We start from the raw sequence: 24,984 nt of genomic DNA on the forward strand, positions 1-24,984 counted from the left end.
GTTAATTCCGATGGCAGTGATTGATCGCCGGATGGCAGAAAGTTGCCGCCCTCGCGCGGATCAGCCCCGGGACGCGACGTCGAATTCGTCCTCGGCGGCCATCGGATCCGGGTCTTCCAACGGCGGCACCGCCTCGCCGTCGAGCACCTTGCGCATGCGCTCCTTGTCGAGCTGACCTTCCCAGTTGGCCACCACAAGGGTCGCCACGCAGTTGCCCAGCAGGTTCACCGAAACCCGCATCGAGTCCATGATGCGGTCGGCACCCAGCAACAGGGCCACCGCGGCCACCGGAATGGCGCCGTGGCCGATGGCGGCGACGGTCGCCGACAACGCGAGAAACGACGACCCCGGCACGCCCGCCATCCCTTTCGAGGTGAGCATGAGCACCAGAACGGCGGTGATCTGCTCCCCGAGGCTCAAGTCGACGCCGAGCGCCTGTGCCAGGAACAGCACGCAGATCGACAGGTAGAGCGTGGCGCCGTCCAGGTTGAACGAGTAACCGGTCGGCACCACCAGACCGGTTGTGGTGCGCGAGCATCCGGCATTTGTGAGCTTGGCCATGATCCGGGGCAGCACCACCTCGGTCGAGGCCGTGCCGAGCGCGAGGAACATCTCGTCCTTGATGTAGACGAGAAACTTCCAGAGATTCACCCCGGCGAACAGCCGCGCGATCGCGGCGAGGATCACGATGAACAACAGCGCCGCGGCGTAACAGGCCGCGATGAGCTTGCCGTAGCTGCCGAGTGAGCCGATGCCGTACTGACCGATGATGTAGGCCATCGCACCGAACGCGCCGATCGGAGCGAGCCGCATGATCCAGCCGATGATCGTGAAGAAGATGTGGCTCAGGTGATCGATGAACTCCATCACCACCGGTGGGCCGTGTTCCCCGAACTTCGCCAGCGCCAGGCCGAACAGCACCGCGAAGAACAGCACCTGCAGCAGGGCGTTCTCGGCGAACGCCGATATCACCGAGCTCGGGATGATGCCCAGCAGGAACTCGACCGTGTGCGGCAACTCACCGTCGTTGGTCTTCTTCGCAACCGCCTCGGCACCGGACGCCAGCGTCTGCGGGTCGATGCTGAAGCCGGCACCGGGCTTGACGAGGTTGCCGACCAGAAGCCCGAACAGCAACGCGAATGTCGTGACGGCCTCGAAATAGATCAGGGCTTTGACCCCGATCCGCCCGACCGACTTGAGATCCCCGACGTGGGCGATGCCGAGCACCACGGTGCAGAAGATGATGGGCGCGATCAGCATCTTGATCAGCTTGATGAAGCCGTCGGCCAGCGGTTTGAGGCTGCCGCCGACGTCGGGCCAGAGCCAGCCGACCGCGATGCCCGCCACGATCGCGACCAGCAGCTGGACGAACAGCGACGTGTACCAGGGGGGTTTGTTGGCCAGCCGGACCAGTTCGCTGTCGGGCGGATCGATGGCCGTTGTTGCGCTCATGCGCGGCAACGTAACTAGCGCTGTGTCACCGCACGGTGAGCGCGCTGTTTCGTCGAGGAAACGGCCGAAAATATATCCGCGGCCTCACCGGGCCCAGCGCGTCGTCAGCACACCGAGTGCGCCCAGCGCGACCGCGGCCGCAGTCGAGGTCCGCAGCACCGTGGGCCCGAGCCGCACGGCCCGCGCGCCGGCACCGGTCAAGGCGGCGACCTCCTCGTCGGCGATGCCGCCTTCGGGCCCGACGATCAGGATCACCGAATCCGTCTGCCCCACAGGCAGTTCCGCCATCGGTACGGTGGCCGATTCATGCAGCGCCAGCACGACTGCCCCACCCGCAACCGCGTCGGCGACACGACGCACCAGCTCCGCGGTCGTGACCACGCCGTCGACCACGGGAACGTAGGGCCGACGGGACTGCCGTGCGGCCGATCGGGCCACCGCGGCCCACCGCCGCAGGCCCTTGTCGACCTTCGGGCCGTCCCAGCGCGCCACGCACCGGGCGGCCTGCCAGGCGACGAACGCGTCGGCGCCGGCCTCGGTCGCGAGCTCGACCGCCAGCTCGGAACGGTCCGACTTCGGCAGCGCCTGCACCACGGTGACCGACGGCGTAGGGGCGGCGACGGCAATCCTCTCGCGCACGCGCGCCGACAACCGGCCTTTTGCGGTGTCCTCGACGACGCAGTGCGCGAGCGCGCCGGCACCGTCGCTCAGATCGATCTCCTCGCCGACCCGGATGCGCCGGACGTTGGCCGCGTGGAAGCCTTCGTCGCCGTCGACCACCACAGCCGCACCGGCGCCGGGCAGCGCGTCGACGTAGAAAAGCGCCGCGCTCACGAGCTCAGCGGCCGGTGAACGTCTCGCGCAACCGGCTGAACAGGCCCCCGCCCGTGGCGGCCGACGCCTGCGTCGACCGCACCTCGGCGGTGTCGCGGGCGCGGTTCTCCTTGAGCTTGCGCAGCAGTTCGATGTCGGTGTGGTCCAGTCGCGCCGGCACCACGACATCGATGTGAGCATGCAGATCGCCGCGGACGCCGGACCGCAGGTGCGGCATCCCGTGCCCGCGCAGCGTTGTCACGGCGCCGGGCTGGGTACCCGCGGGGACGGTGATGTCGACGACGCCGTCGAGGATGTCCTCGACGGGCACGGTGACACCGAGTGCGGCGTCGACCATCGGGACCGAAACCGTGCAGTGCAGGTCGTCGCCGTCACGCACGAACGTCGCGTGCTGCTTCTCGTGTACCTCGACGTACAGATCGCCGGCGGGGCCGCCACCCGGGCCGACCTCGCCCTGCGCGGCCAGCCGCACGCGCATGCCGTCGCCGACACCGGCCGGGATCTTGACGCTGATCTCGCGCCGCGACCGCACCCGTCCGTCGCCGCCGCACCGGCTGCACGGGTCGGGGATGACCTCGCCGACGCCGCCGCACACGGGACAGGGGCGGGCCGTCATGACCTGGCCGAGCAGGGACCGTTGCACGGTCTGGATCTCCCCGCGGCCGCCGCACGTGTCGCAGGTCACCGGAGTGGAGTTGCCGTTGGTCCCCTTGCCGTGGCATAGGTCGCAGAGCACGGCCGTGTCGACCGTCACCTGCTTGGTCACACCGGTAGCGCATTCCTCCAGGTCGAGCCGCATCCGCAGCAGCGAATCCGCACCTGGCCGCACGCGGCCGATCGGACCGCGGGACGTGGTGCCGCCGCCGAAGAACGCCTCGAAGACGTCTCCGAGCCCGCCGAACCCACCGAACCCGTTCGGCGAACCGCCGACCGACTCCATCGGATCGCCGCCCATGTCGACGATGCGCCGCTTCTCCGGATCGCTGAGCACCTCGTAGGCGACCTGGATCTCGGTGAACCGGGCCTGAGCCTCTTCGTCGGGGTTGACGTCGGGATGCAGCTCACGCGCCAATCGCCGATAGGCGCGTTTGATCTCCGAATCACTCGCACCCTTGCTCACTCCGAGCAGGCCGTAATAATCGCGTGCCACGCCAGACCTTTCACATGCTGCCGCTCAGCGGCTGCCTAAGACTTCACCTATGTAGAGAGCAACCGCAGCGACATTAGCGATAGTTCCCGGATAGTCCATCCGGGTGGGGCCCACCACACCCATGCCGCCGTACACCTTGCCCGAGCTGCCGTACGCGGTGCTCACCACGGACGTGCCCACCATCTGCTCGGCCTCGGTCTCGTGACCGATGCGCACCGTGACTTTGCCGGCCTCCTGCTGGGCCGCCAGCAGCCGCAGCACCACCACCTGCTCCTCCAGGGCTTCGAGCACCGATCGCAGCGAGCCGCCGAAGTCGGCCGTGTTGCGGGTCAGGTTCGCGGTCCCGCCCAGCAGCAGGCGTTCCTCGGTGTGCTCCACCAAAGTCTCCACCAGGACCGTGGCGGCTCGGCCGACGGCATTGCTCAGTGCGTTCGACATCCCGCTGCCGCCGTTGAGATGCGTGGCCAGATCCGAAACCGCCACCGAAGCCGTTGCCAGCGGCTTGCCTTCGAGTGCCTGGCCGAGCAGCTCACGCAGTTTGCCCAGCTCGTGCTCGTCGATCGCGTCGCCGAGTTCGACGATGCGTTGATCCACCCGGCCCGAGTCGGTGATCACCACGAGCAGCAATCGCGCCGGTGTGAGCGCCACCACCTCGAGATGGCGCACGGTCGACGTGGACAGGGTCGGGTACTGCACGATGGCCACCTGCCGCGTCAGCTGAGCCAGCAGCCGCACCGCGCGGCGGAGCACGTCGTCGAGGTCGACACCGGTCTCCAGGAAGTTGAGGATCGCGCTGCGCTCCGACGCCGACAGCGGTTTGACGTTGTCGATGCGGTCGACGAACTCGCGATAGCCCTTCTCCGTGGGCACCCGGCCCGAACTGGTGTGGGGCTGGGTGATGTAGCCCTCGGCCTCCAACACGGCCATGTCGTTGCGGACCGTGGCGCTGGAAACGCCGAGATTGTGCCGCTCGACCAGCGTCTTGGAGCCGATGGGCTCTTTGGTGGAGACGAAGTCGGCGACGATGGCACGCAGCACCTCGAAGCGACGGTCGTCGGCACTACCCACGTGTTCACCTGCCCTTCAGAACCACGAAGCGTCCATTTTGCCTGCTCCATTTTACTTATCGAGCAGGACGTTTACCGACCGCGTATTTCGCGGGTCCGCGGCCCGGGCCTCCGGTGCCATCGGGCGCTGCGCGTGCCGTCCCGAAAGCTACTGCTGGCAATCTGCGCTTTCGGTACTAGCCTTTGCAACTATGCCGATGGCAAAACCTCTTACAGGTCACCCGGAGGCGGGCCACCGATGATCTTCAAAGGCGTCATCGAGGGCAAGCCCTATCCGGAACACGGACTCACCTACCGGGACTGGTCGCGTATCCCACCCCGGCAGCTGCGGCTCGACGAGCTGGTCACCACGACCACGGTGCTCGCCCTGGACCGGCTGCTCTCGGAGGATTCGACGTTCTACGGCGACCTGTTCCCGCACGCCGTGAAATGGCGGGGCGACATCTATCTGGAGGACGGGCTGCACCGTGCGGTCCGGGCGGCGCTGCGAAACCGCACGATCCTGCATGCCCGGCTGTTCGACATGGACGCACTGTCGCCCCAGCAGGCGTGATCGTCGGCGTTACCCCGCCATCGCGTCGCGAAGGCTCTTGGGACGCAGGTCCGTCCAGTGCTCCTCGACATAGGCCACGCACTCGGCACGGGTGGCCGCTCCGAACACCACTCGCCAATCGGCGGGCACGTCGGCGAACGCGGGCCACAGGCTGTGCTGATCCTCGGCGTTCACGAGCACGAAGAACGTGCCGTTTTCGTCATCGAACGGATTGGTGCTCATCGGTACTCCTGATCGAACGGTCGGTGGTCACGGTCGGGCCGATTCCGAGGTCGGCGCCCAGTACGCGGTCGGACAGCAGTCCGAGGCAGCTCAGGTTGGGAAAGCCCGGGCCCTGGTTCAACCCGGCGAGCCCGGGCAGGAACAGCTTGGGCGTCACGCCGGTGACCGCGAGGTCATAGCCGATCGACTCCTGCAGGGTGTCCCCCGTCAACGGCGACCCGAGCCCGAGTTCCAGCATGTCCAACGCATCCTGGGCCAGCAGCGGCACGAACCACAGCGCGTCGGCGCCCGATCCGTCGATCACCAGGTCGAAACCGTGCACGGTCTCCAGCCGTTCGCTGCCCCGCTCGGTTTGCAGCGTCAGCCGGATCTTCTCGTCACGCGCGACCGCATGCGCGACCCGACCGCGCAGGTGACGGATGCGGTCGTCGGCGAGCAGGGCCTCCTGGACGCGGGCCGAGAACACCCCGCGGTCGGTGCGGTTCATGGCGTCGCGCCGCTCCGAGAGCGTCAAACCCGACCAGTGCGTGGGATCGGAGTAGAGCACGTTCTCGAAGAAGCCCTCACCGCGAGTGAACAAGGTGACCTGCGGCGAGATCACCGTGATGGTCGAAACCCGGTGGCGGAAAAGCTCATTGAGCATCGTGGCGGCCGTTTCGCCGCCACCGACCACGGCCACCCGTTCGGCCGAGATCAGCTCCTTGGCGGCTGCCCGGTGCCAGAACTGCGCGATGGACAGCACGCGCGGGTTGCCCGGCAGGATCGCCCGTTCCGCCTGGCCCGGTCCCGTAACCATGACGGCGTCGGCGGTGACGGTGGACTCGTCGGTGCGCAGCACCCACGAATCCTGGTCGTCGTCGACACCGATCTCGGTGACCTCGCCGGACACCACGGTCATTCCGATGTTCTCGGCGACCCAGTTCAGGTACTGACTCCACCGGCGATGGGTCGGCGCCGGCCGGCCGCGGTCGATCCACTCGGCGAAGTGGCCGATGTCGATCAGGTACGACTGCCAGCTGTGCCGCACCATGCGTTCGTCGAGTTCGGCATTGCGGCGCGGCACCAGTGACGAACGGTACGGGAAGCCGACGTCCTTCTCAGGGCTCGTACCGAGCCGGTGCTGCCCGTCGGTCCAGCCGCCGACGGCCTGCCAGTTGGCGGCGACGCCCGCGCGTTCGACGACGACGACGTCAGGCGCGGGTACGCCCATCGCACGCAGTTCGGCAGCCTTGGCCGCCACCGCGATGCCTTTGGGGCCGGCACCGATGACCGCCAGGGTTGGGGTACTCACTTCGTCACCTCTCGCAACGCGTCCAGCCACATCGCCTGCAATGTGGCGATGTCGTCGGCGGACAGAATGTCGGGCAGCGTTCGCCACTGCGCACCCAGCACGGCCGACCCGTCACGGTCGATCACCGCGGCCATGATCGTGAGTTCGTGGCGCACAGCCACGTCGGGTTCGGGCACCGGCGAGACACTCGCCAGCAGCGCCCGGTCCTGCAGCAGCGCATGGTCGGCCGAATCGAGTTCGATGCGGCCCAGGTAGTTCAGCAGGATCTGCGGGTCGCGGTGGGCACCAAGCCGTTCGGCGGTGTCGTCCCGCAGATGGCGCAGCAGGCCGTAGTCGATCGGGTCACCCGGGATGGCAGCGAGCTGGTCCGCGACGCCGCGCGCGTCGGCGGCGGACACCCGTAGCGGGTAGATCATGCTGAGCAGACCCACCGTGTCACCGGTGTCGACCTCGAAGGAATCGTCGAGCCCCGCCGACAGTACGCCGTCCGAGCGCCCGTAGGTCTCCAGCGCGAGCAACGGAGCCGGGGTCGGTTGGCCACGGTGGGCACGCCACTTCGTGAGCGCACGCGCCGTGGCCGCCGCCAGCACCTCGGTCACCGGCACCGGCCCGTTGAGCAGCCGGGCGGTGAGATCCGGCTCGGCAAAGCACATCTCGACCACGACGTCGCGCATCCGGTCGGTCGCCGGATCGACGCGCCGGGCCCCGAGATCCGGGTCGCCACCGTCGAACTGGCGATGCCAGAAGTCGCACGTGTCGAGCCCGTGCGCGCGCTCCGCCAGGAGCCGTGACCATTGCCGCAGTGACGTGTGTTCCCGGACCGGCGTGGGTTCGCGACCGGAGGCCAGGGCGTGCCAGGCGGTCTCGAGTTCACCGACCATGATCCGCCAGGAGGCGGGATCTAACGCAAGCACGTGCGCCGTCAGGATCAGTACGCCCGCGCCGGCGTCGGGGTGATGCAGCCACACGGCGTCGAGCATCGAACCCTGTTGCGGATCCATACGTTCCACCGAGCGGCGGGCCTGCTCGGACACCGCCGCCGTCAGATCGCCCGATGCCGTCACCTCGCTGAGAACATCGCCGGCCGGATGTGCGACGAGTGTCAGCGTGGCGCGGTCCAGCCGGGACCGCAGTACCTCGTGCCCGTCGACCACGTTGCGCAACAACGCTTGCAGCTGCTCACGCGTGATGCCGTCGGGCAGCCGGAACGCCTCGGTCTGCGCCAGCCGACGCGGCTCACCGTACTGGTAGAGCCAGCGGCCGTTGGGCAGCAACGGGATCGGACCCGTGTCCTGCTCGACATCGCGGTCCCGAACCTCGTCGTTGTCGATTGCCGCGGCGAGTTCGCGCACCGTCGAACAGTCCAGCATGAGCCGGGCCCGCAGGACCAGACCGCGACGTCGCACCGCCTGCACCACCGAGAGCGCGACGATGCTGTCCAGGCCGAGGTCGAGGAAGTCGGCGGTGACGTCCACGTCGCCTGCGTCGAGCACGTCGGCCAGCACCTCGGCGACGACCTTCTCGGTCTCGGTCGCGGGCGCCTCGAACCGATCGGACTGCCGCTCGGCGTCGACGGCCGCCAGCGCCGCATCGTCGACCTTGCCGTTGGTGGTCAGCGGGATCTCGCCGACCGCGAGAATATGGTGTGGCACCAGGTATCTCGGCAGCGTCGCAGTCAACATGCGGCGCAGGTCGTCCACCGGGGTCTCCGACACCACGTACGCCGTCAACCGCGGTCCGCTGCGATGCCTGCGCACGGCCACGTGCGCGTGCCGGACCCCGGGATGGCGGTGCAGCGCGGCGGCGACTTCACCCGGTTCCACGCGGAAGCCGCGGATCTTGACCTGATCGTCGGTGCGGCCGAGAAACTGGATCGAGCCGTCGGGAAGACGCCGGACCACGTCGCCCGTGCGGTACATCCGGGCGCCCGGTGTGAACGGATCGGCGACGAACCGGCTCGCCGTCTCCCCCGGCCTGCCCAGGTAGCCGCGCGTGAGTTGCCCACCGGCCAGGTACAACTCGCCGGCGACACCGTCGGGAACCGGGCGCAGCCAGCCGTCGAGCACGTACGCCACGGTCGTGTCGGTGGGTTTGCCGATGCACGGCTGGGCATGGTCGGCGATCGCCGCGACGACTGCCTCGACAGTCGTCTCGGTCGGGCCGTAACAGTTGTGCGCCGACATCCAGGTGCGTTCGCACTCGGCCTGGATCGCCTGCCAGGCCGCGGTGTCGATGGCTTCGCCACCGAGGGCCAGCACCGCCAGCGGCACCGTGGAAAGCAGCCCGGCCGCACGCAGCTGGGTGAACATCGAGGGCGTGGTGTCGATCATGTCGATCGCGAAGCGCCCGATGGTCTCGACCACGGCCTCAGCGTCGCGCTGCACGTCGTCGCCGACGATGTGCACGGTGTGTCCGTCGAGCAGCGCCACGAGCGGTTGCCACGCCGCGTCGAACGTGAACGACCACGCGTGCGCGACCCGTAGTGGGCGGCCGAGGCGTTCGGCCGCGGGTTGCAGCACGTGGCGCGAGTGGTCCGCGGCGTAGGCCAGCAGGGCCTGATGAGTTCCGATGACGCCCTTGGGTTTTCCGGTGGTGCCGGACGTGAACACGATGTAGGCGCCCTGACCCGGGCTCACGTCCGCAGGCCGGAAATCCAGCGGGGGTTCGCCGCCGACGCCGGCCATCAGCGCATCGTCGACGATGAGGCGTGCGCCCGTCTGGCCGACGATCTCGGCGACCCGCTCGTCGGGCATCGCCGGGTCGAGCGGCACGATCAGCCCACCGGCCTTGAGTACCGCGAGCATCGCTACGACGTAGTCGGGACCACGGCGCAGCAGGATCGGCACCGGCGTCTCGGCACCGACACCGCGCCGGTTGAGTTCGGCGGCCAGCCGGTCGGCGGCCTCGTCGAGCTCGCGGTAGCTGAGTTCTCCTCCGTCCCAACTCAATGCGACGGAACCGAGACGCTGCGCAGCGGCCGCGGTGAACGCGGTGTGGAAGCCACCCCGGTGGTCGGTCGCCTCGCGCGGACCCGCGTGGCGCAGGTCGTCGTCGAGCGTCACGGCGACGTCGCGCAACGGGCGGTCCCACGCGGCCAGCAGCCGCTGGACCACGGTGAGAACACGTTGTCCGAGGGCGTGCGGGTCGAGCGCTCCCAATGCGCCGTCGAGGATTTCGACGAGAACCGTGAGCCGGCCGTGCGTGGGGTGAGCCGCGATGGTGACCGGGAAATGCGACAGACTCTCCAGCGCCGACGGGCGCAACACCGCCGCGCCGAGCGCGAACTCGTCGCTGCCGACCAGACCGCCGGGCGGGAAGTTCTCGTACACCAGCAGGCTGTCGTAGAGCTCGCCGATCCCGCCGATGGACCGGAGTTCGGTATGGCTGAGGTAGCTGTGGTCGCGCAATTCGGCGGCCTCGCGCTGCAGCGCCAGGCACTGCCGGCCGACCGATTGCGACGGGTCGACCCGCACCCGCAACGGCACGGTGTTGATGAACAGGCCCACCATCGATTCGACCCCGGACAGCTCGTCGGGGCGTCCGGACACCGTGATGCCGTACACCACGTCGGTCCGATCGGTGAACGCGGCAAGGATTGTCGCCCAGGCCATCTGGAAGAGCGTGTTGACCGTGACGCCACGGGCCCGGGCACCGTCGAGGATCTCGGCGGTCTGCTGCTCGTCGAGCATGACCTCGGTCCGCTGCGGCAACCCCGGCTGGGCTTCCCGGCCGGTGAGCGCGGGCGACAGCAGCGTCGGGCCGTCCAGCCCGTCGAGGTGGGTCCGCCAGCGCCTGCGGCTGGCGTCCTGGTCGCGTCCAGCCAGCCAACCAATGTAGTCCCGGTACGGGCGCGGCGGCGCGGGCAGCGCAGTCGCGTCGCCCCCGGACCCGTACAGCCCGAGGAGCTCACCGACGAACACCGGCAACGACCAGCCGTCGATCGTGATGTGGTGGGCGACCACGACGAGCCGCCACTGCAGCTCGGGCTTCTCGACGAGCAGGAACCGGATCAGCGGGCCGCGACCGAGATCGAAAGGCCTGCTTCGTTCTTCGGCCTCGATGGCGTCGGCGTCGGCCGCAGACGCCCTGACATGTCGCCACGGTAGGTCGACCGCCGACGGGACGACGGCGACAGGCCGGCTGAGGTTGCCCTGGAAGAAGCTCGCGCGCAGGTTGGGATGGCGCACCAGCATCGCCTCGGCACTGTCGCGCAACAACGCGGCGTCGAGTGGTCCGTCGATGTCCGCGGCCATCGCGATGATGTACGGATCGGCCGCGGCGTCGGCGTCCTCGTCGGCGCGGGCCAAACCGGCCAACGAGTACAGGCCCTGCTGCAGCGGGCTCAGCGCCAGGACGTCTTCGACGCCGGGCGGCGCTCCGGTGGAGGTCACGTCGACGTCCCCCCGTCCTGGCCCCACGCAGCGGTCAGCGATGCGAGCTCGTCGGATGAGAGCCCGGAGGCCGCCATGGGCGCGTGGTGCGTGTCGGAGGGTTCCGCAGCCGCGCCGTCGGCGGCGTCGACAGCCTGTGCGAGGTCGGCGAGCGCGGGGTGTTCGAACACCATCCGCGCGGTCAACGCCAGCCCGGCGTCGCGGGCCCGCGCGGCGAGCTGCACCGCGAGGATGCTGTCGCCGCCGAGGGTGAAGAACTCGTCGAATCGGCCGACCTCGGTGAGGTCGAGCAATTCGACGAGCAGGCCGGCCAACGCCTGTTCGGTCGGCGTCTCCGGCGGCGCAACCGATCCCGTCGATGCGGTCACGCTGACCCGCGGACGGAACAACCGGTGCGGCGCCAGGTCGTCGACCACGGTGATGACAGCAGGCGTGACGTCGGCGGGCAGATCATCGGGCAGCGCGTCCCACACCGCGGCGATGAAGGCCTGCGGGTCTTCGACCGGATGGTCGGCGACGACGTACCCGGCGAGCAGCGGCGCACCCCGCGTCTCCCAACTCCTGGTCGCCGCGGCCGCGACGCCGTCGACCGCCTCCAGTGCGGCCTGCAGCCGCGGCTCCCCGAAGGCGATCGGCTCGAGGTGGCCGTCCGCGGTCCAGCGGGCACGGTCGCCCGTGCGGTAGATCCGTCCGTCACCGAAGGGGTTGGGCACGAACCGTTTCGCGGCCGCTCCCGACGCGGCGCCGGCCGCGGTGTCGACGGCGCCACCGGCGTAGTACACGTCACCGATCACCCCGACGCCCACCGGCTCGGCCGACTCGTCGAGCACGTAGACGTGGGTGGCACCCTCGGTCTGCGGCAGCCCGGCGGGCGGCACGGCCTTGCGGCTCCAATCCTCCAGCAGCCGGGTGCGTTCCGCCGGGTCGATCACCGCGATGTCGCGCAGCGTCTGGTCGGCGTCGGTCGCGAACGCCTCGACGACGCGGTGCAGCCATCCCACCAGCCGCTGCGCGGTCTGCGCTTCGTAGAGCTCGGTCCGATAGATGACGGTGCCCTTGTAGCCGGCACCTCCCGCTTGCGCGAAGAAGTTGAGCGACAGGTCGGCATGCGCCACGTCGAACGTGGGTTCCAGTGCGGTGAACCGGGTCTCGCCGTCAGCGCCCGTGTCGATGACCTGGTCCTGCGGCAGATCTTCGCGCACGTGCACCACGACACCGAACAGCGGGTTGCGTGACAGGGTGCGCACCGGGCTCACCGCGTCGACGACCCGATCGAACGGGAGATCCTGATGCTGATAAGCGGCGAGGGCCATTTCCCTGGCTCGGCGCAGCACCTCGCGCAGCGTCGGATTGCCGGACAGGTCGTTGCGCAACACCACGATGTTGATGAAGAAACCGATCAGCGCGTCGAGTTCCGGGGCGGTGCGTCCGGCGACCGGGGTGCCGAGCGGGATGTCGGTGCCCTGGCCGGCCTTGTGCAACGCGATCGCGACGGCGGCCTGCAGCAACATGAACTCGGTGACGCCGAGTTCGCGGGTGAGCTCGACGAGCTTCTCCCGAGTGGCCGTGTCGATGGTGAAATCGAACGCCGCCCCCTCGCCGGTGGGTACCGGCGGGCGCGGGAAGTCGGGCTGCAGCCCGTTGTCCTCGGGCAATCCGGCCAGCTGCCGGGTCCAGTACTCGCGTTGCTCGTCGATCATGTTGTCGGCGGCCAGCAGCCCAGCCTGCCACGCCGCAAAATCGGCGTACTGCACGGGCAGCGGCGCCTGCTCGACCGGCTTGCCGGCCCGGCGGGCGTAGTACGCCGTGAGGAGATCGGTGAACAACACAGCACCCGACCAGTGATCAGCGGCGATGTGGTGCACCACGAGCGACAGCACATGGTGATCTGGCGTCGACAGCATGGCGGCCCGGATCGGCCAATCTGCCTCCAGATCGAAGCAGTACTTGCGCTCGGCTTCGAGTTCCGTCTGCAGCCACTCCGCGCCGTCTCCGTGTGCACGGCGCACCGGCACCGCAGCGCGCGGGTGGACGATCTGGTATGGCGCACCGTCGATCTCGCGATACGTGGTGCGCAGAATCTCGTGCCGGTCGACCACGTCGCTCACTGCGGCGGCCAGCGCGTCGACGTCGCACGGGCCGGTCAGGCGCGCGGCGAACGGCACGTTGTTGACCGGGTTCGGGCCGTCGATGCGGAACTGGAACCACTGCCGCAGCTGAGCGGCCGACATCTGCAGCGGGCCGTCGTGCGGCACGGCCACGATCGGCGGCCTACCGGTGGTCGCGCCCGATGCCACCACCGCATCGACGTGGGCGGCGAGCCCCGCCACCGTGGCATGTTCGAAGATGTCCTGCACACCGACGTCCACACCGCAGCGCGCCCGCACCGCCGCCACCAGTTTGGTGGCCAGCAGCGAGTGACCGCCGAGATCGAAGAACGAGTCGTCGGCCCCCACCTGATCGCGGTCGAGCAACTCGGCGAACAACGTCGCGATGTCGCGTTCAGTATCGGTCGACGGTTCACGGAATTCGTTGGCGGACTTGATCTCCGGTTCCGGCAGCGCCCTGCGGTCGATCTTGCCGTGCGTGGTGATGGGGATCTCGTCGAGCTCGACGTAGGCCGCGGGGATCATGTATTCCGGCAACGCCGCGGTCACCCGGGCCCGGATGCGGTCGATCTCCACCCGTTCCGCACCGGCCGCCGGGGTGATGTACGCGACGAGGCTCTTGCCAAGGGTCGGCAGATCGCTGACGACCACGACGGCCTGGCCCACCGACGGATCCACCGAGATGGCCGAGGACACCTCGCCGAGTTCGATACGGAAACCGCGGATCTTGACCTGTTCGTCGGCGCGTCCGACGAACTCGATGTCGCCGTCCGCGTTGCGGCGGGCGAGATCCCCGGAGCGGTACATCCGGCCGCCGGGGTTGAACGGGTCGGCGACGAACCGCTCGGCGGTCAGCCCGGGACGCCGGTGGTAGCCGTGCGCGACATGGGTTCCGCCGATGTAGATCTCACCGATGACGCCGACGGGCACCGGCTGCAGCGCATCGTCGAGCAGGTGGATCGTGGTGTTGATCTTGGGAGTTCCGATGGGCACGATGCGCGCGCCCTGCTTGCCCTCGACCTTGTACCGCGTGCAGTTGAGCACGGTCTCGGTCGGTCCGTAGAAGTTGTGCAGCAGCGAGTCGAACGTGGCATGGAACTTGTCGGCGATCTCGCCGGGCAGGGCCTCACCACCGATCGGAACTCGTTGCAGCGTGCGCCATTCGTTGACACCGGGCAGGGACAGGAACAGGCCCAGCAGCGACGGGACGAAGTGCATCGAGGTGATGCCCTCGTTGCGCAGCAGCTCGGTCAGGTACGCGATGTCGGTCAGCCCGCCCGGCTTCGGGATCACCAGCCGCGCGCCGGCGGCCAGCATGCCGAAGATCTCGCCGATCGACACGTCGAAGCTCTGTGAGGCCACCTGCAGCAGGCGATCGTCGTTGGAGACCTGGTAGTCGCGGCCGAACCACACGAAGTACTCCGCGATGGGCCGGTGCGGTACCGGCACCCCCTTGGGCAGACCGGTCGACCCCGACGTGTAGATGAGGTACGCGGTGTTGTCCGGATACAGCGGCCGCACCCGGTCGGCGTCGGTCGGATCGGTGACCGGGTACTTCTCCAGCCCGGTGACCGGTTCGCGCAGAATGGTTTTCGGATCGGAGTCGGACAGGATGTAGGTGAGCCGGTCTTCCGGGTACGTCGGATCGACCGGCAGGTACACCGCACCCGCCTTTACGATGCCGAGCGCGGTGATGACCAGTTCGGGTGACTTCTCCAGCAGCACCGCGACCCGGTCCTCGGTGCCGATCCCCTGCTCGATCAACCAGTGCGCCAACCGGTTCGCCGATTCGTTGATCTCGCGGTAGCTGTAGTGCCGACCTTCGTAGACCACGGCAGTCGCATCGGGGGTGCGGGCCGCTTGTTCGGTCACGAGTGCGGTCAGAGTCGTGGCCGGGGTGTCGAACTCCTCACCGGCGACCACCGAGCGCAGCCACGCGGCGTCTTCGGGGGTGAACAGGTCGAGTCGCGACAGCGGCCGGTCCGGTTCGGCCAGGGCGTGCTCGAGCAGCACCGCATAGTGGCGCAGCATCTGGGCGGCCAGGTCGGCGTCCATGACCTCGGTGAGATGCTCGGCTTCGACCGTCGCACCAGAACCATCCCACTCGACCATGAATCCCAGTGGCAGTTGGGTGTGCTGGCCCCGCAGCTCGGCACGCTCACAAGTCACGCCAGCCGGGCTGAAGCCGCCGCCGTCGGGTTCCCGGAAGCCGAAGCTCAACCTCGTCATCCGCTCCGCACCGTGACGGCGGTCCGGGTTGAGCTCGCGCACCACGCGGTCCAGGTTGACGCGCTGGTGGGCAAACGCGCCAAGTGCGGTGTCCCGCGTCGCCGTGACCAGGTTGCGGAACCCCGTCGAGCCGTTCGGCCGCAACCGCATGGCGACGGTGTTGCCGTAGTAGCCGATGGTCTCGTCGGTGTCGCGGTTCAGCACGGGTGTCGCGACCAGGAAGTCGTCGGTGTGCGTGTAGCGGTTGATGAGCGCGGCGAATGCGGCGAGCAGCACCATGTACGGCGTCGCTCCGGTGTCGCGGGCCAGCGCCGCGGCCTTCTCGACCGTGTCGGCAGGCAGCCGCAGGGTGCTGCGTTGTGACCGGAAGGTCGTGGGCACCACGGATCCGCTGGGACCGGGAAGTTCGAGCGGCTCGGGCGGATTCGCCATGACCGCGCGCCAATACTCGAGATCCTCGTCGGTGGTGTCCGCGGCGACGGCCGTGGCGCGCGGGGTCTCAGGCAGCGTTTCGCCCGAATAGGCGCGTGTCAGGTCGGTGAAGAAGACGCGCCACGACCCGTCGTCCCACGCGATGTGGTGCGCGACGAGCAACATGACGTGTTCCGCGGGCCCCGTCCTGATCAGCGTGATGCGCAGCGGCGAGTCACTGCTCAGGTCAAAGGCGGTGCCGAACTCCCGTTGGGCCAGCACCTCGAGGCGCAGCTTGCGTGCGCGTTCAGACTTGTCGGACAGGTCATGCGTGGCCCAGCCCGGTGCCAGGTCGTCGTGCAGAGTCGCACGAGGTTCACCGTTTTCGTCGGCCTGATATGTGGTCCGCAGGATCGGGTGCCGTCGAGCCACCGCGTCGAGCGCGGCATGCAGGCGTTCTGCGTCGATGTCTCCGGTGAGCCGGTAGGACAGGCTGACGTTGAGCAGCACTCCGCTGGGATCGAAGCCCTGCACGAACCACATGCGGCGTTGGCCGTCCGACAGCACGGTGGGGTCGACCGCCGGGGCAGCCGCGTCGGACTCGCCTGCAGCGGCGGCGAGTCCGCGCTCGGCGAGCTTGCGCCGCATCAACTCCAACCGAGCGTCGGCGGTGCGGGTTGCGGCCAGATCTGCGGTGTCAGTCACGCGAAAATGCTTCCTTCTCAGGTCTTTCCAGGTGCTCAATCACCTCGGTAGCGGTGGCACCGCCGAGAATCGTGGCCAGGGGAACAGAACGCCCGGTGGCCTTCTTGAGCTTCTTACGCAGGTCGAGTGCCAGCAGCGAGTCGACACCGAGGTCGAGCAGTGACGCATCGAGGTCGAGTCCCGATGTATCCGCCAGCTTCAGCACCGACCCTAACGCGACCCGCACCGCGCCGGTGGCGTCCATCCCGGCCGTGTCGATGTGGGCGTTGAGGTCTTGGTCACTGCGGGCACTCCTGTTCGCAGGTCGATCGTGGATCCCCAGGAACGTACGCAACCGCTCGGTATCGGCGGTGAACACCAGTGGGTCACCGGGATAGTCGCGCAGGCTCGCCTCGACGGCTCGGTCGGGCGCCATCGCCCGCAACCCGGACCGCTCAACCCTGGCGACCTCGTCGGCGTCGATGATCCCGGCGCCCTGCCACAAACCCCAGCGCACGGCCGCGCAGGTGTGGCCCTGTGCACGCAGTTGCCCGGCCATCGCGTCGAGCAGGCGGTTGGCGGCCGCGTACGCGGCATGGCCATAGCCGCCCCACAGCCCGGACACCGAGGAGCACAACACGATCCGGGCGTCACTGCGCAGCGGCCAAGCCGCGGCGAGGTTGGCGATCCCGAACACCTTGGCTGCAAAGGTCTCCCGCGCTGCCGCCCCGGTCAGCTCCCGACCGGGCGTGATCGTCGCGGCAGCCGCGGCATGGATCACCAGTGAGGCGCCACCGCCCGCGAATTGCGTGGCGACAGCGGAAACCTGCGCATCGTCGGTGAGATCGCAGCGCGGTGCCACGATCTCGGCGTCGTGGGACTTGCGGAGTTCGTCGAGCCGGGCGGCGTCGAGACCGCCGCGGCTCAACAGCACGATCCGCTTGGCTCCGCGCTCGGCGAGTTCGCGTGCGTAGTGCAGCCCGACCGCACCCGCGCCGCCGGTGATGACGACCTCGTCGAGGATGCCCGTCTCCGGGGTCCACGTCGGCGCGTTCGACGATTCGTCGGCCATCGACCGCCGCAGCAGGACGGGGCCGGAATCCCTGATGCGCAGGGCGATCTCGTCGGCATCACCGAGCATCGCCGCGACCGCCGACGTCGCCCCGGCAGCGTCGAGGTCGGCGGGCACGTCGAGGTGCCGGAAGTTGTGGTCCGGAAATTCGAAGCCGATGCTGCGGTGCATCGCCGCGAGCGCGGCAGCTGCGGGACGGAAAGTGCCGGAAGCGTGTTCTCCGTCGGCCGTGACGAGCCAGACGTCGCGGGTCTGTGGCGACACGACGTCGACGTAGCCGAGCAGTCCGTCGTCGATACGTCGACTGAGTTCTTCGGCGGCGGCAACGGGGTCGGTTTCCGCGAGCTCGGGCGCCACCACGATCAGCGCGTCGGCGGAATCGAACTCGGCCGCCTCCACGGCGGGATGGCTGTCGAGGGCCGCGCGGAGGATCCCGGTGAGCTCGCCGGCACCGAGGTCGAGCACGGTCACCCGGCGCGTACCGCCGGGCGAGGACGCCACCGGCAGTTCCTGCCAATCCTCCACTGCGACGGTCAGGCCCGCGACCGGCGCAAGAGGGTCGGGGTGTGCCCAGTGGTGCTCGGCCCGCATGGACGCGAACGGGAAGTCCTGCAACGGCTGTCGCCGTTGCCCCGCCAGATCGAGCCAGCGGTAGCCGGGATCGGCCAGCGCGACCGAGGTCATGTTGGCCGCCAGCTGCTCGGTGAGCGGTTGGTCGCGTCGGCCCGAGCCCACGGTGAGCACCGGTCCGCCGGTCAGCTCGGCGGCATCGTCGAGCAGATCGCCCATCGCGAACAACAGCGCCGGGTGCGCCGAGAGTTCGACGAAGATACGGCCACCGCGCCGCGCAGCAGTCGCAACCGCCTTGTCGAAGCGCACGGTGCTGCGCAGGTTGGCGTACCAGTAATCGCCGAAATCGGTGCCGGGTTCGACGACGTCGTGGGTTGCCGAACCGATGAACTGCACGGGCGTTTCGGTGAACCGACCCGCTGGGAGCAAGGATTCGAGTTCGGTCCGGACCGTGTCCAGGGCAGTGGTGTGCGCCGGGAACCACATCTCGATTTCCTTCGCGAAACCACCCCGCTCGGTCACCGTGCGCACCGCCGCGGCCACGGCGTCGCTGTCCCCCGAAACTGCCACCGACGAACGGGAATTCACGACCGACAGCTCCAGCCAGCCCGGTGTTTCGGCGACCACCGCCGCAGCCTCGTCAGCAGTGACACCGAGCACCGCGACCCGATAGGGTCCGGTCAGCCGGTCCAGCACGGTCGCGCGTGCGATCACGATGGCGACCGCCTCGGGCAGCGTGATACTGCCCGCGACGTAGGCCGCGCCGATCTCGCCGAGGCTGTGCCCCACCGTGATGTCGGGCAGCACCCCGCACGACCGCCACACCTGGGCCAGGGCGGCCCCGTGGACGAACTGCGCGCCCTGGATCTGGAGCTGAGAGAAGTCGTTGGTCGCTGCACCGTTGTCGGCCAGCAGGTAGTCGAGGGGTGACGCGGCTCCCGCGGCCGCGAACTGCGCGGCGCACTTGTCCGCCTCGGCGCGGTATTCCGGCACGCGGTGGTATGCCTCGACACCCATGGACGGCCACTGGCTGCCCTGCCCCGGGAACACGAAGGCGATGCGCGACCGCGATCCGTGCTGGGGACCGACCGACGCCCGGGTAACCAGGTGGTGGTCCTGGCCGTTCACGAGCGACGTGAGGGCTTCGGCGAGTTCGTCACGGTCGGCGGCGCGGATCACCGCACGGTGGCGGCGCATGCGCCGGGTGCTCAGAATCGTATGCGCGACCTCGGGCACCTCGACCCTCGGACGGCGGTCGAGGTAACCCAGGATCGCCGCGGCGTCCAGGCTGATCAGATCCTCGGCGTGCGCACTGAGCAGTACCGGGGTCCGCCCATCGGGTAGCCGGACGTTCGTCGTCACGCGGCCTCCCCGGAGTCCGGGATCGCCACGATCGCATGCGCGTTGGTGCCGCTCATCCCGAAGGCGGACACCGCCGCGACGCGTTCGTCGTTCACCGCGTGCCACTGGGTCAACTTGGTCGCCAATCGCAGACCCTGGGATTCCCAGTCGATTTCGCGGCTGGCCTCGTCCACGTGCAACGTGGCCGGGATCGCCGCGTGCTGCGCCGCGATGATCACCTTGGCCAGACCCAATCCGCCCGCGGCGGCCTGCGCGTGCCCGACGTTGGATTTCACCGAACCCAGCCACGCCCCCGCACCCGGCGCCGTGGCGCCGTAGGTCTGCATGAGGGCTCGCAGTTCGGTGCGGTCCCCGAGTCGCGTTCCCGTACCGTGCCCCTCGATCAATCCGATGTCCTCCGCACGCACGCCGGCCTGGTCGATGGCCTTGGCGAACAGCCGCTGCTGCGCTGCGCCGCTCGGCGCGGTCAACCCCGTGGTGCGGCCGTCCTGGTTGATCGCGGTGGCGCGAACCTCGGCGAGGATGCGCCTGCCGTCGGCCAGCGCACGCGATCTGCGCTGCAGCACGAACATCGCGGCGCCTTCTGCCCATACCGTGCCGCTCGCATGCGCGCTGTAGGGTCGGCAGTGTCCGTCGTCGGACAGCGCGTGCTGCTTGGAGAACTCGACGAAGTACCCGGGCGTGCCCATCACGCACACCCCGCCGGTCAGCGCCATGTCGCAGTCCCCGGCCCGGAGTGCGCCGACGGCAGTGTGGAACGCGGTCAGCGCCGACGAACACGACGTGTCGACCGTGAGGGCGGGCCCCGCCAGGTCGAGCGTGTAGGCGATGCGCCCCGAGATCACCCCGAGCGACGTGCCGGTGATGAGATGCCCACTGTGGTGGGAGAATTCGGTCAGTTCGGGACCGTACTCCAGGTACGAGGCGCCGACGTAGCAGCCGACGTCATGCCCGGCGATGTCGTCGGGGTTGATCCCGGCGTTCTCGAGCGATCGCCAGGCCAATCGCAGTGCCACCCGCTGCTGAGGGTCCATGGCTGCCGCTTCGCGCGGCGAGATCCCGAAGAACGCGGGGTCGAATGTCGCTGCACCGGTGAGGAACCCACCCAGGTCGTGGATACGTTTGAAGCCGTCCCGGCGCGAGCCTTCCAAAAGGTCGCGAATCGCCCAGCCCCGGTCGGCCGGAAAGCGTCCGAGGGCTTCCCGCTGCTCGGACAACAGCGCCCAATAGGCGTCTGCGGTGTCGATTCCGCCGGGTGCCTCCAACGCCATCCCCACGATCACCACGGGATCCGTGGTCTCGGATCGGGATGTGTGCCCACTAGAGCTCATTGACCAGTTCCGCGACGTCGTGGGTGTATTCGTTGACGTAGAAGTGGCCCCCGTCGAACATCGAGCAGGTGAACGCGCCGCCGGTGTGAACCTCCCACCGCCGCAGCATGTCCTCGCTGATGCGATGGTCGCGTTCGCCACCGAGGGCGTAGATGTCGGCCGCGATCGTGACGTCGGCGTCGCACGCGTAGCGGTTGAACGCCGCGTAATCGGCGCGCACCGCCATGAGCAACAGTTCGACGAAGTCCTCGTCCGCGAGCAACTCGGGATCCGTGCCGCCGAGGTCGACCATCTCGGCCAGGATCTCGGCGTCGGCCATCGGCAGTGCGGGCGACGCCGCCACAGCTGACGGGGCTTCGCTCGCCGATACCCAGAGGGCGTCCACCGCGACACCGCCCCGTTCGGCGATCCGTGCGAACTCGAACGCCACGACCGCGCCCATGCAGTGGCCGAACAACCGCAGCGGGCCGAGTGCCGACCAATCACCCGCCTCGAACAGGTCACGCGCCAGATCGCCGACGGTGGCCGGTGCGGGATGCGTCAGCCGGTCACCGCGCTGCGGGTACTGCATGACATACGCATCGGAACCCGCCTCCGCCAACGCGCTGCCCAGCGACCGGTAGGCCAGTGCGGCGCCGCCTGCATGCGGGAAAACCAATGTGGGCCTGGCATTTTCACCCCCTGGGTATCGCTTGACCCAGGACTTGAAGGTGAGTTGGACGTCCGCGCCGGTCACGGTGTCGTGGCGGGGTCGAGTGCGGAAAGCACATCGGAGTCGTCCATGTCGGCGACCTCGAGGTAGAGCTCGGCCACCTGCTCGACTCGGTCACTGCCCGACTCGCGGGCCATCAACCGTGCGGCCAGCGCCTCGACGGTTCTGGTGGCGAAGATGTCCGGCACCATCACCGTCGGGGTGTCCAACCAATCCCGCACGCGGGCAACGGCCGTGGTGGCCAGCACCGAGTCTCCGCCCAATTCGAAGAAATCCTCGTCGACGCCGAGTCCGGCGGTGCCGAGCAGTTCGGCCATGATGCGCACCAGCGCCCGTTCCAACGCGGTCGACGGTTGCCGCGCCTGCGCGCGTTCCCCACTGCCGACCGCCTCGGTGAGCATCTTGGCCACCGCGCGCCGGTCGGTCTTACCGCCCGTCGTGAACGGAATCTGGTCGACGAGCTCGAAATGCCTCGGAATCATGTGTGGCGGTACGAATTCTGCGAGCCCGGCGCGCAGGTCGGCCGCCGTTACCGCCGAGTCGTCGAGGCCGACGACGGCGGCCAGCATGTCGCCGCTCGGGGCGGGCACGATGGCCACGACCGCGGCATGTACGCCGGGCAGCCGCTGTAGAGCGGACTCGATGTCGCCGAGTTCGATGCGATAACCGCTGATCTTCACCCGGTGGTCGGCGCGACCGACGAACTCGAGCGTGCCGTCCGGCCAGTAGCGCGCCAGGTCACCGCTGCGGTACCAGGTGCGTCCGCAGTAGGAGACGAACCGGTCGGCGGTCAGGTCGGGCCTGCCACGGTAGCCGCGCGCGATACCGCGGCCCGCGAACCACAGTTCCCCGGGCACCCAGTCCGGGCAGTCTGCGCCAGCGGCGTTGACCACGCGGCACGCGTTGTTGGCAAAAGGCTTACCGTAGGGCACCGCGGCCCAGCTGTCCGGCAGCTCACCGGCTTCGAAAAGCGTTGCGTGCACCGCGGTTTCGGTGGCGCCGCCCAGGCCGGTAAGGCGTACGCAGGGAGCCAGCGCCTGCAGCTTGCGCACCATGGTGGTGCGCACCCAGTCCCCGCCGGTGGGAACCGCGCGTACCGACGGCAGACCCGTGCCGGCTGAACCCGCGACCTCGACGAGCATTTCGAGCCAGCCGGGCAGGAAGTTCAGCACCGTGATGCCGTGGGTGTTGATCTGCTCGACCCAGTGATCCGGGTTCCGCCGGTCGGCCTCGTCGACCACCACGATCGTCGCGCCTGCGGCCAGGGTGCCGAACACGTCGAGGACCGACAGGTCGCACTCCAGATGCGACAATGCGAGCACGCTGTCGCCGGGCCCGACGCCGAAGTAGCCGTTGAGTGCCTCGATGGTGTTCATCGCGGCGTCGTGGGTGACCTCGACACCCTTGGGTTCACCGGTCGAGCCCGACGTGAACAGGATGTACGCCAGTTCGGTGAGATCGGTTGCGGCGGGCTCGATCTCCTCGGCGCGTGCGCCGACGCGGATCGCCTCGTCGACGGTGAGGGCGGGCAACCAGGTCGGCGGGCCGTCACCGCAGAACAACGCCATCCGGACGTCGCCGTTCTTCAACATCCGCTCGGCACGCTCGGCGGGCTGGTCGACTCCCACGGGGACATACACCGCGCCCGCGGCCAGGATCGCGAGCAGCGCGGTGATCTGGTCCGGGCCCTTGGGGCCCATCACCGCGACGCTTTCGCCGGGCCGGATGCCTGCGACCCGCAGCGCAGCGGCGACGTTGAGCACCTGCTCGCGCAGCTCGGCGTAGGTCAGCCGGCCCTTCGACCCGATCACCGCGAGCGCGTCGGGACGCGCGGCGGCCTGGGCGAAGAACCCTTGGTGCAGCGAATATCCACTGGGGGTGGCGGTTTCGGCGTTCGCCGCGTCGCGCACCGCACGTTGTGCATCGGTCAGCAAGGGCCGCGACGGCGCTTCCCACGCGGTGTCGTCGGTGGCCAGACGACGCAGCTCGGCGATGTGGCGTTCGAACATCGCGTCGATCACGCCCGGCCGGAATGCGTCCTCGCGCACGTCCCAGTTGACCAGGACGCCACCGTCGAATTCGGTGACCTGCGCGTCGAGCAGCACCTGCGGCCCTTGCGAGTTGATCCACACCGGCATGCCGAACGTCTCGGTCACGTCGGTTGCGAACAGTTCGCCCAACCCCAGCGCGCTGGTGTAGACGACGGGGGCGAGCACCTGGGTACCGCGGTGCCTGCCGAGATCGCGCAGCACCGAAAGGCCGGGATAGTTGGCGTGACCGGCGGCCGCGTGGAAGGTCTCCTGCACAGCCCTGGCGCGGTCGGAAGCGCACACCGTGCCCTCCAGGTCGATGCCAAGGAGCAGCGATGACGTGAAGTCGCCGACGAGCTTGTCGACATCGGGATGCCGCTGTTCGCGGCCGAACAGCGGCACGTTGAGCAGGAACCGCGACTCGGCCGACCAACCGGCCAGCGCGTCGGCGAACGACGCGGCCAGCGCCATGGCGGGGGTGATGCCGCGCTTACGGGCCGCGGCGAACAGTGCGTCGCGGGTCTGCGGGTCGAGCCAATGATGGCGCCGCGTGGTGTGGTGCGGATCGGCCTGCTCGGCAGGCGGTACCAACGGAAGCCGAGGCGGGTCGGGCAGTTCGGGAATCCGCTCAGCCCACCACTTCTGATCGACTTCGTGGCCCGCGTCCGGTGTGGCCAACCGGTACTCGCGGTACGTGTAGCCCAGTGGCGGCAGCTCTGCACCGTGGTACAGCGCGGCCAGATCCGCCATCAGGGTGCGGTAGCTCATGGCGTCGGCGGCCTGCATGTCCAGGTCGACGTGCAGCCGGGTGGCACCGCCGGGCAGCAGCGACAGCGTCAGCTCGAAGACCTCGCCGTGCAGCTGCTGGTGCGATTTCGAACGTTGGATCGCCGAGAGTCGCTCGATGACCTGGTCGGGCGCGGCCTCGCGCAGATCCTCGATGGTGACCGGGTATTGCCGGCCGCTGGCGGCGATCCGCTGCGTGCCGTCGGGCAGGAATTCGACCCGCAGCATCGGGTGGCGGTCGGCCAGTGCGGTGGCGGCGCGCCGCAGCCGGTCGGGGTCGACGCCGTCGCCGTCGAACTCGACGTAGAGGTGACCGGCGACGCCGCCCAGCTGCTGATCGCCTTCCCGGCCGACCCACATGGCGTGCTGCATGGGGGCCAACGGGAACGGCTCACTCGCGGAAGCGTCGGCGCCGGCTGTCGAATCCTGCTGCTGCGCCTGAGTATTCGCGCCTCCCGTGCGCGATTGCACGAGCTCGGTCCACGCCGACACCGTGGGGGTGGCGGCCAGTGACGCGAAGTCGACGTCGATGCCTTGCCTGCGCCAGCGGCCGGCCAGGGACATCATCCGGATGGAGTCCAAGCCCTGTCCGATCAAGTCGGCATCGGGGTCGACGTCATCGCTGCCGATCCCGAGAAGGTCGGCGACCGCCTCCCTGATGGTCTGCGAACTCGCAACAGCGATGTCGCTCACAATGGCCCTCCGAACGATTAGCACAGGCTGCCCTAA

Annotated in this window: 13 protein-coding genes; 1 reads left to right on the top strand and 12 read right to left on the bottom strand. The window is 69.0% G+C overall.

Annotated elements, in window-relative coordinates; all coding sequences use genetic code 11:
• Positions 1–60: 60 nt before the first annotated feature.
• The 4 genes from dctA to hrcA form a co-directional block, all read right to left on the bottom strand.
• Positions 61–1,452, bottom strand: coding sequence for a C4-dicarboxylate transporter DctA (gene dctA / locus G6N67_RS37295; protein WP_051579316.1), 1,392 nt, complete (start codon positions 1,450–1,452; stop codon positions 61–63).
• An 84-nt stretch (positions 1,453–1,536) separates the two neighbouring features.
• Positions 1,537–2,286, bottom strand: coding sequence for a 16S rRNA (uracil(1498)-N(3))-methyltransferase (locus tag G6N67_RS37300; protein WP_036442839.1), 750 nt, complete (start codon positions 2,284–2,286; stop codon positions 1,537–1,539).
• Between the two features lie 4 nt (positions 2,287–2,290).
• A complete protein-coding gene (gene dnaJ / locus G6N67_RS37305; protein WP_036442837.1) occupies positions 2,291–3,436 on the bottom strand; it encodes a molecular chaperone DnaJ in 1,146 nt (381 codons plus the stop codon).
• A gap of 24 nt (positions 3,437–3,460) precedes the next feature.
• The gene (hrcA, locus tag G6N67_RS37310; protein WP_036442835.1) at positions 3,461–4,504 is read right to left on the bottom strand and encodes a heat-inducible transcriptional repressor HrcA; all 1,044 of its coding nucleotides are present in this window, start codon (positions 4,502–4,504) and stop codon (positions 3,461–3,463) included.
• A gap of 237 nt (positions 4,505–4,741) precedes the next feature.
• Here hrcA and G6N67_RS37315 point away from each other — a divergent pair, with 237 nt between their 5' ends.
• On the top strand, positions 4,742–5,056 hold the full coding sequence (locus G6N67_RS37315; protein ID WP_036442833.1) for a type II toxin-antitoxin system VapB family antitoxin: 315 nt from the start codon (positions 4,742–4,744) through the stop codon (positions 5,054–5,056).
• A gap of 9 nt (positions 5,057–5,065) precedes the next feature.
• Here G6N67_RS37315 and G6N67_RS37320 read toward each other — a convergent pair whose 3' ends face one another.
• The 8 genes from G6N67_RS37320 to G6N67_RS37355 are packed head-to-tail and all read right to left on the bottom strand — an operon-like array spanning position 5,066 to position 24,951.
• Positions 5,066–5,278, bottom strand: a complete 213-nt coding sequence (locus tag G6N67_RS37320) for an MbtH family protein (RefSeq protein WP_036442831.1) — start codon at positions 5,276–5,278, stop codon at positions 5,066–5,068.
• Positions 5,256–6,569: an NADPH-dependent L-lysine N(6)-monooxygenase MbtG gene (gene mbtG, locus G6N67_RS37325; protein ID WP_036442829.1), complete on the bottom strand. Its 1,314-nt coding sequence runs from the start codon at positions 6,567–6,569 to the stop codon at positions 5,256–5,258. Before mbtG ends, G6N67_RS37320 begins: the two co-directional genes overlap by 23 nt.
• Complete coding sequence (locus G6N67_RS37330) at positions 6,566–10,960, bottom strand: non-ribosomal peptide synthetase (protein WP_036442827.1); 4,395 nt, start codon at positions 10,958–10,960, stop codon at positions 6,566–6,568. The genes mbtG and G6N67_RS37330 overlap by 4 nt, the downstream gene beginning before the upstream one ends.
• Positions 10,957–16,413 (bottom strand): non-ribosomal peptide synthetase, encoded by a 5,457-nt coding sequence (locus tag G6N67_RS37335; protein WP_036442825.1) that lies wholly within the window; start codon positions 16,411–16,413, stop codon positions 10,957–10,959. Before G6N67_RS37335 ends, G6N67_RS37330 begins: the two co-directional genes overlap by 4 nt.
• A complete protein-coding gene (gene mbtD / locus G6N67_RS37340) occupies positions 16,406–19,396 on the bottom strand; it encodes a mycobactin polyketide synthase MbtD (RefSeq protein WP_036442823.1) in 2,991 nt (996 codons plus the stop codon). The genes G6N67_RS37335 and mbtD overlap by 8 nt, the downstream gene beginning before the upstream one ends.
• Positions 19,393–20,727 carry a beta-ketoacyl [acyl carrier protein] synthase domain-containing protein gene (locus tag G6N67_RS37345; RefSeq protein WP_051579315.1) on the bottom strand — a complete coding sequence of 445 codons (1,335 nt, stop codon included), beginning with the start codon at positions 20,725–20,727 and terminating at the stop codon, positions 19,393–19,395. The genes mbtD and G6N67_RS37345 overlap by 4 nt, the downstream gene beginning before the upstream one ends.
• Entirely contained in the window at positions 20,717–21,463 is a 747-nt protein-coding gene (locus G6N67_RS37350) for a thioesterase II family protein (RefSeq protein ID WP_036442819.1), read from the bottom strand. The genes G6N67_RS37345 and G6N67_RS37350 overlap by 11 nt, the downstream gene beginning before the upstream one ends.
• Entirely contained in the window at positions 21,460–24,951 is a 3,492-nt protein-coding gene (locus G6N67_RS37355) for a non-ribosomal peptide synthetase (RefSeq protein WP_278044641.1), read from the bottom strand. Before G6N67_RS37355 ends, G6N67_RS37350 begins: the two co-directional genes overlap by 4 nt.
• Between the last annotated feature and the right edge of the window lie 33 nt (positions 24,952–24,984).

Source organism: Mycolicibacterium mageritense, from assembly GCF_010727475.1.
Lineage (GTDB): Bacteria > Actinomycetota > Actinomycetes > Mycobacteriales > Mycobacteriaceae > Mycobacterium > Mycobacterium mageritense.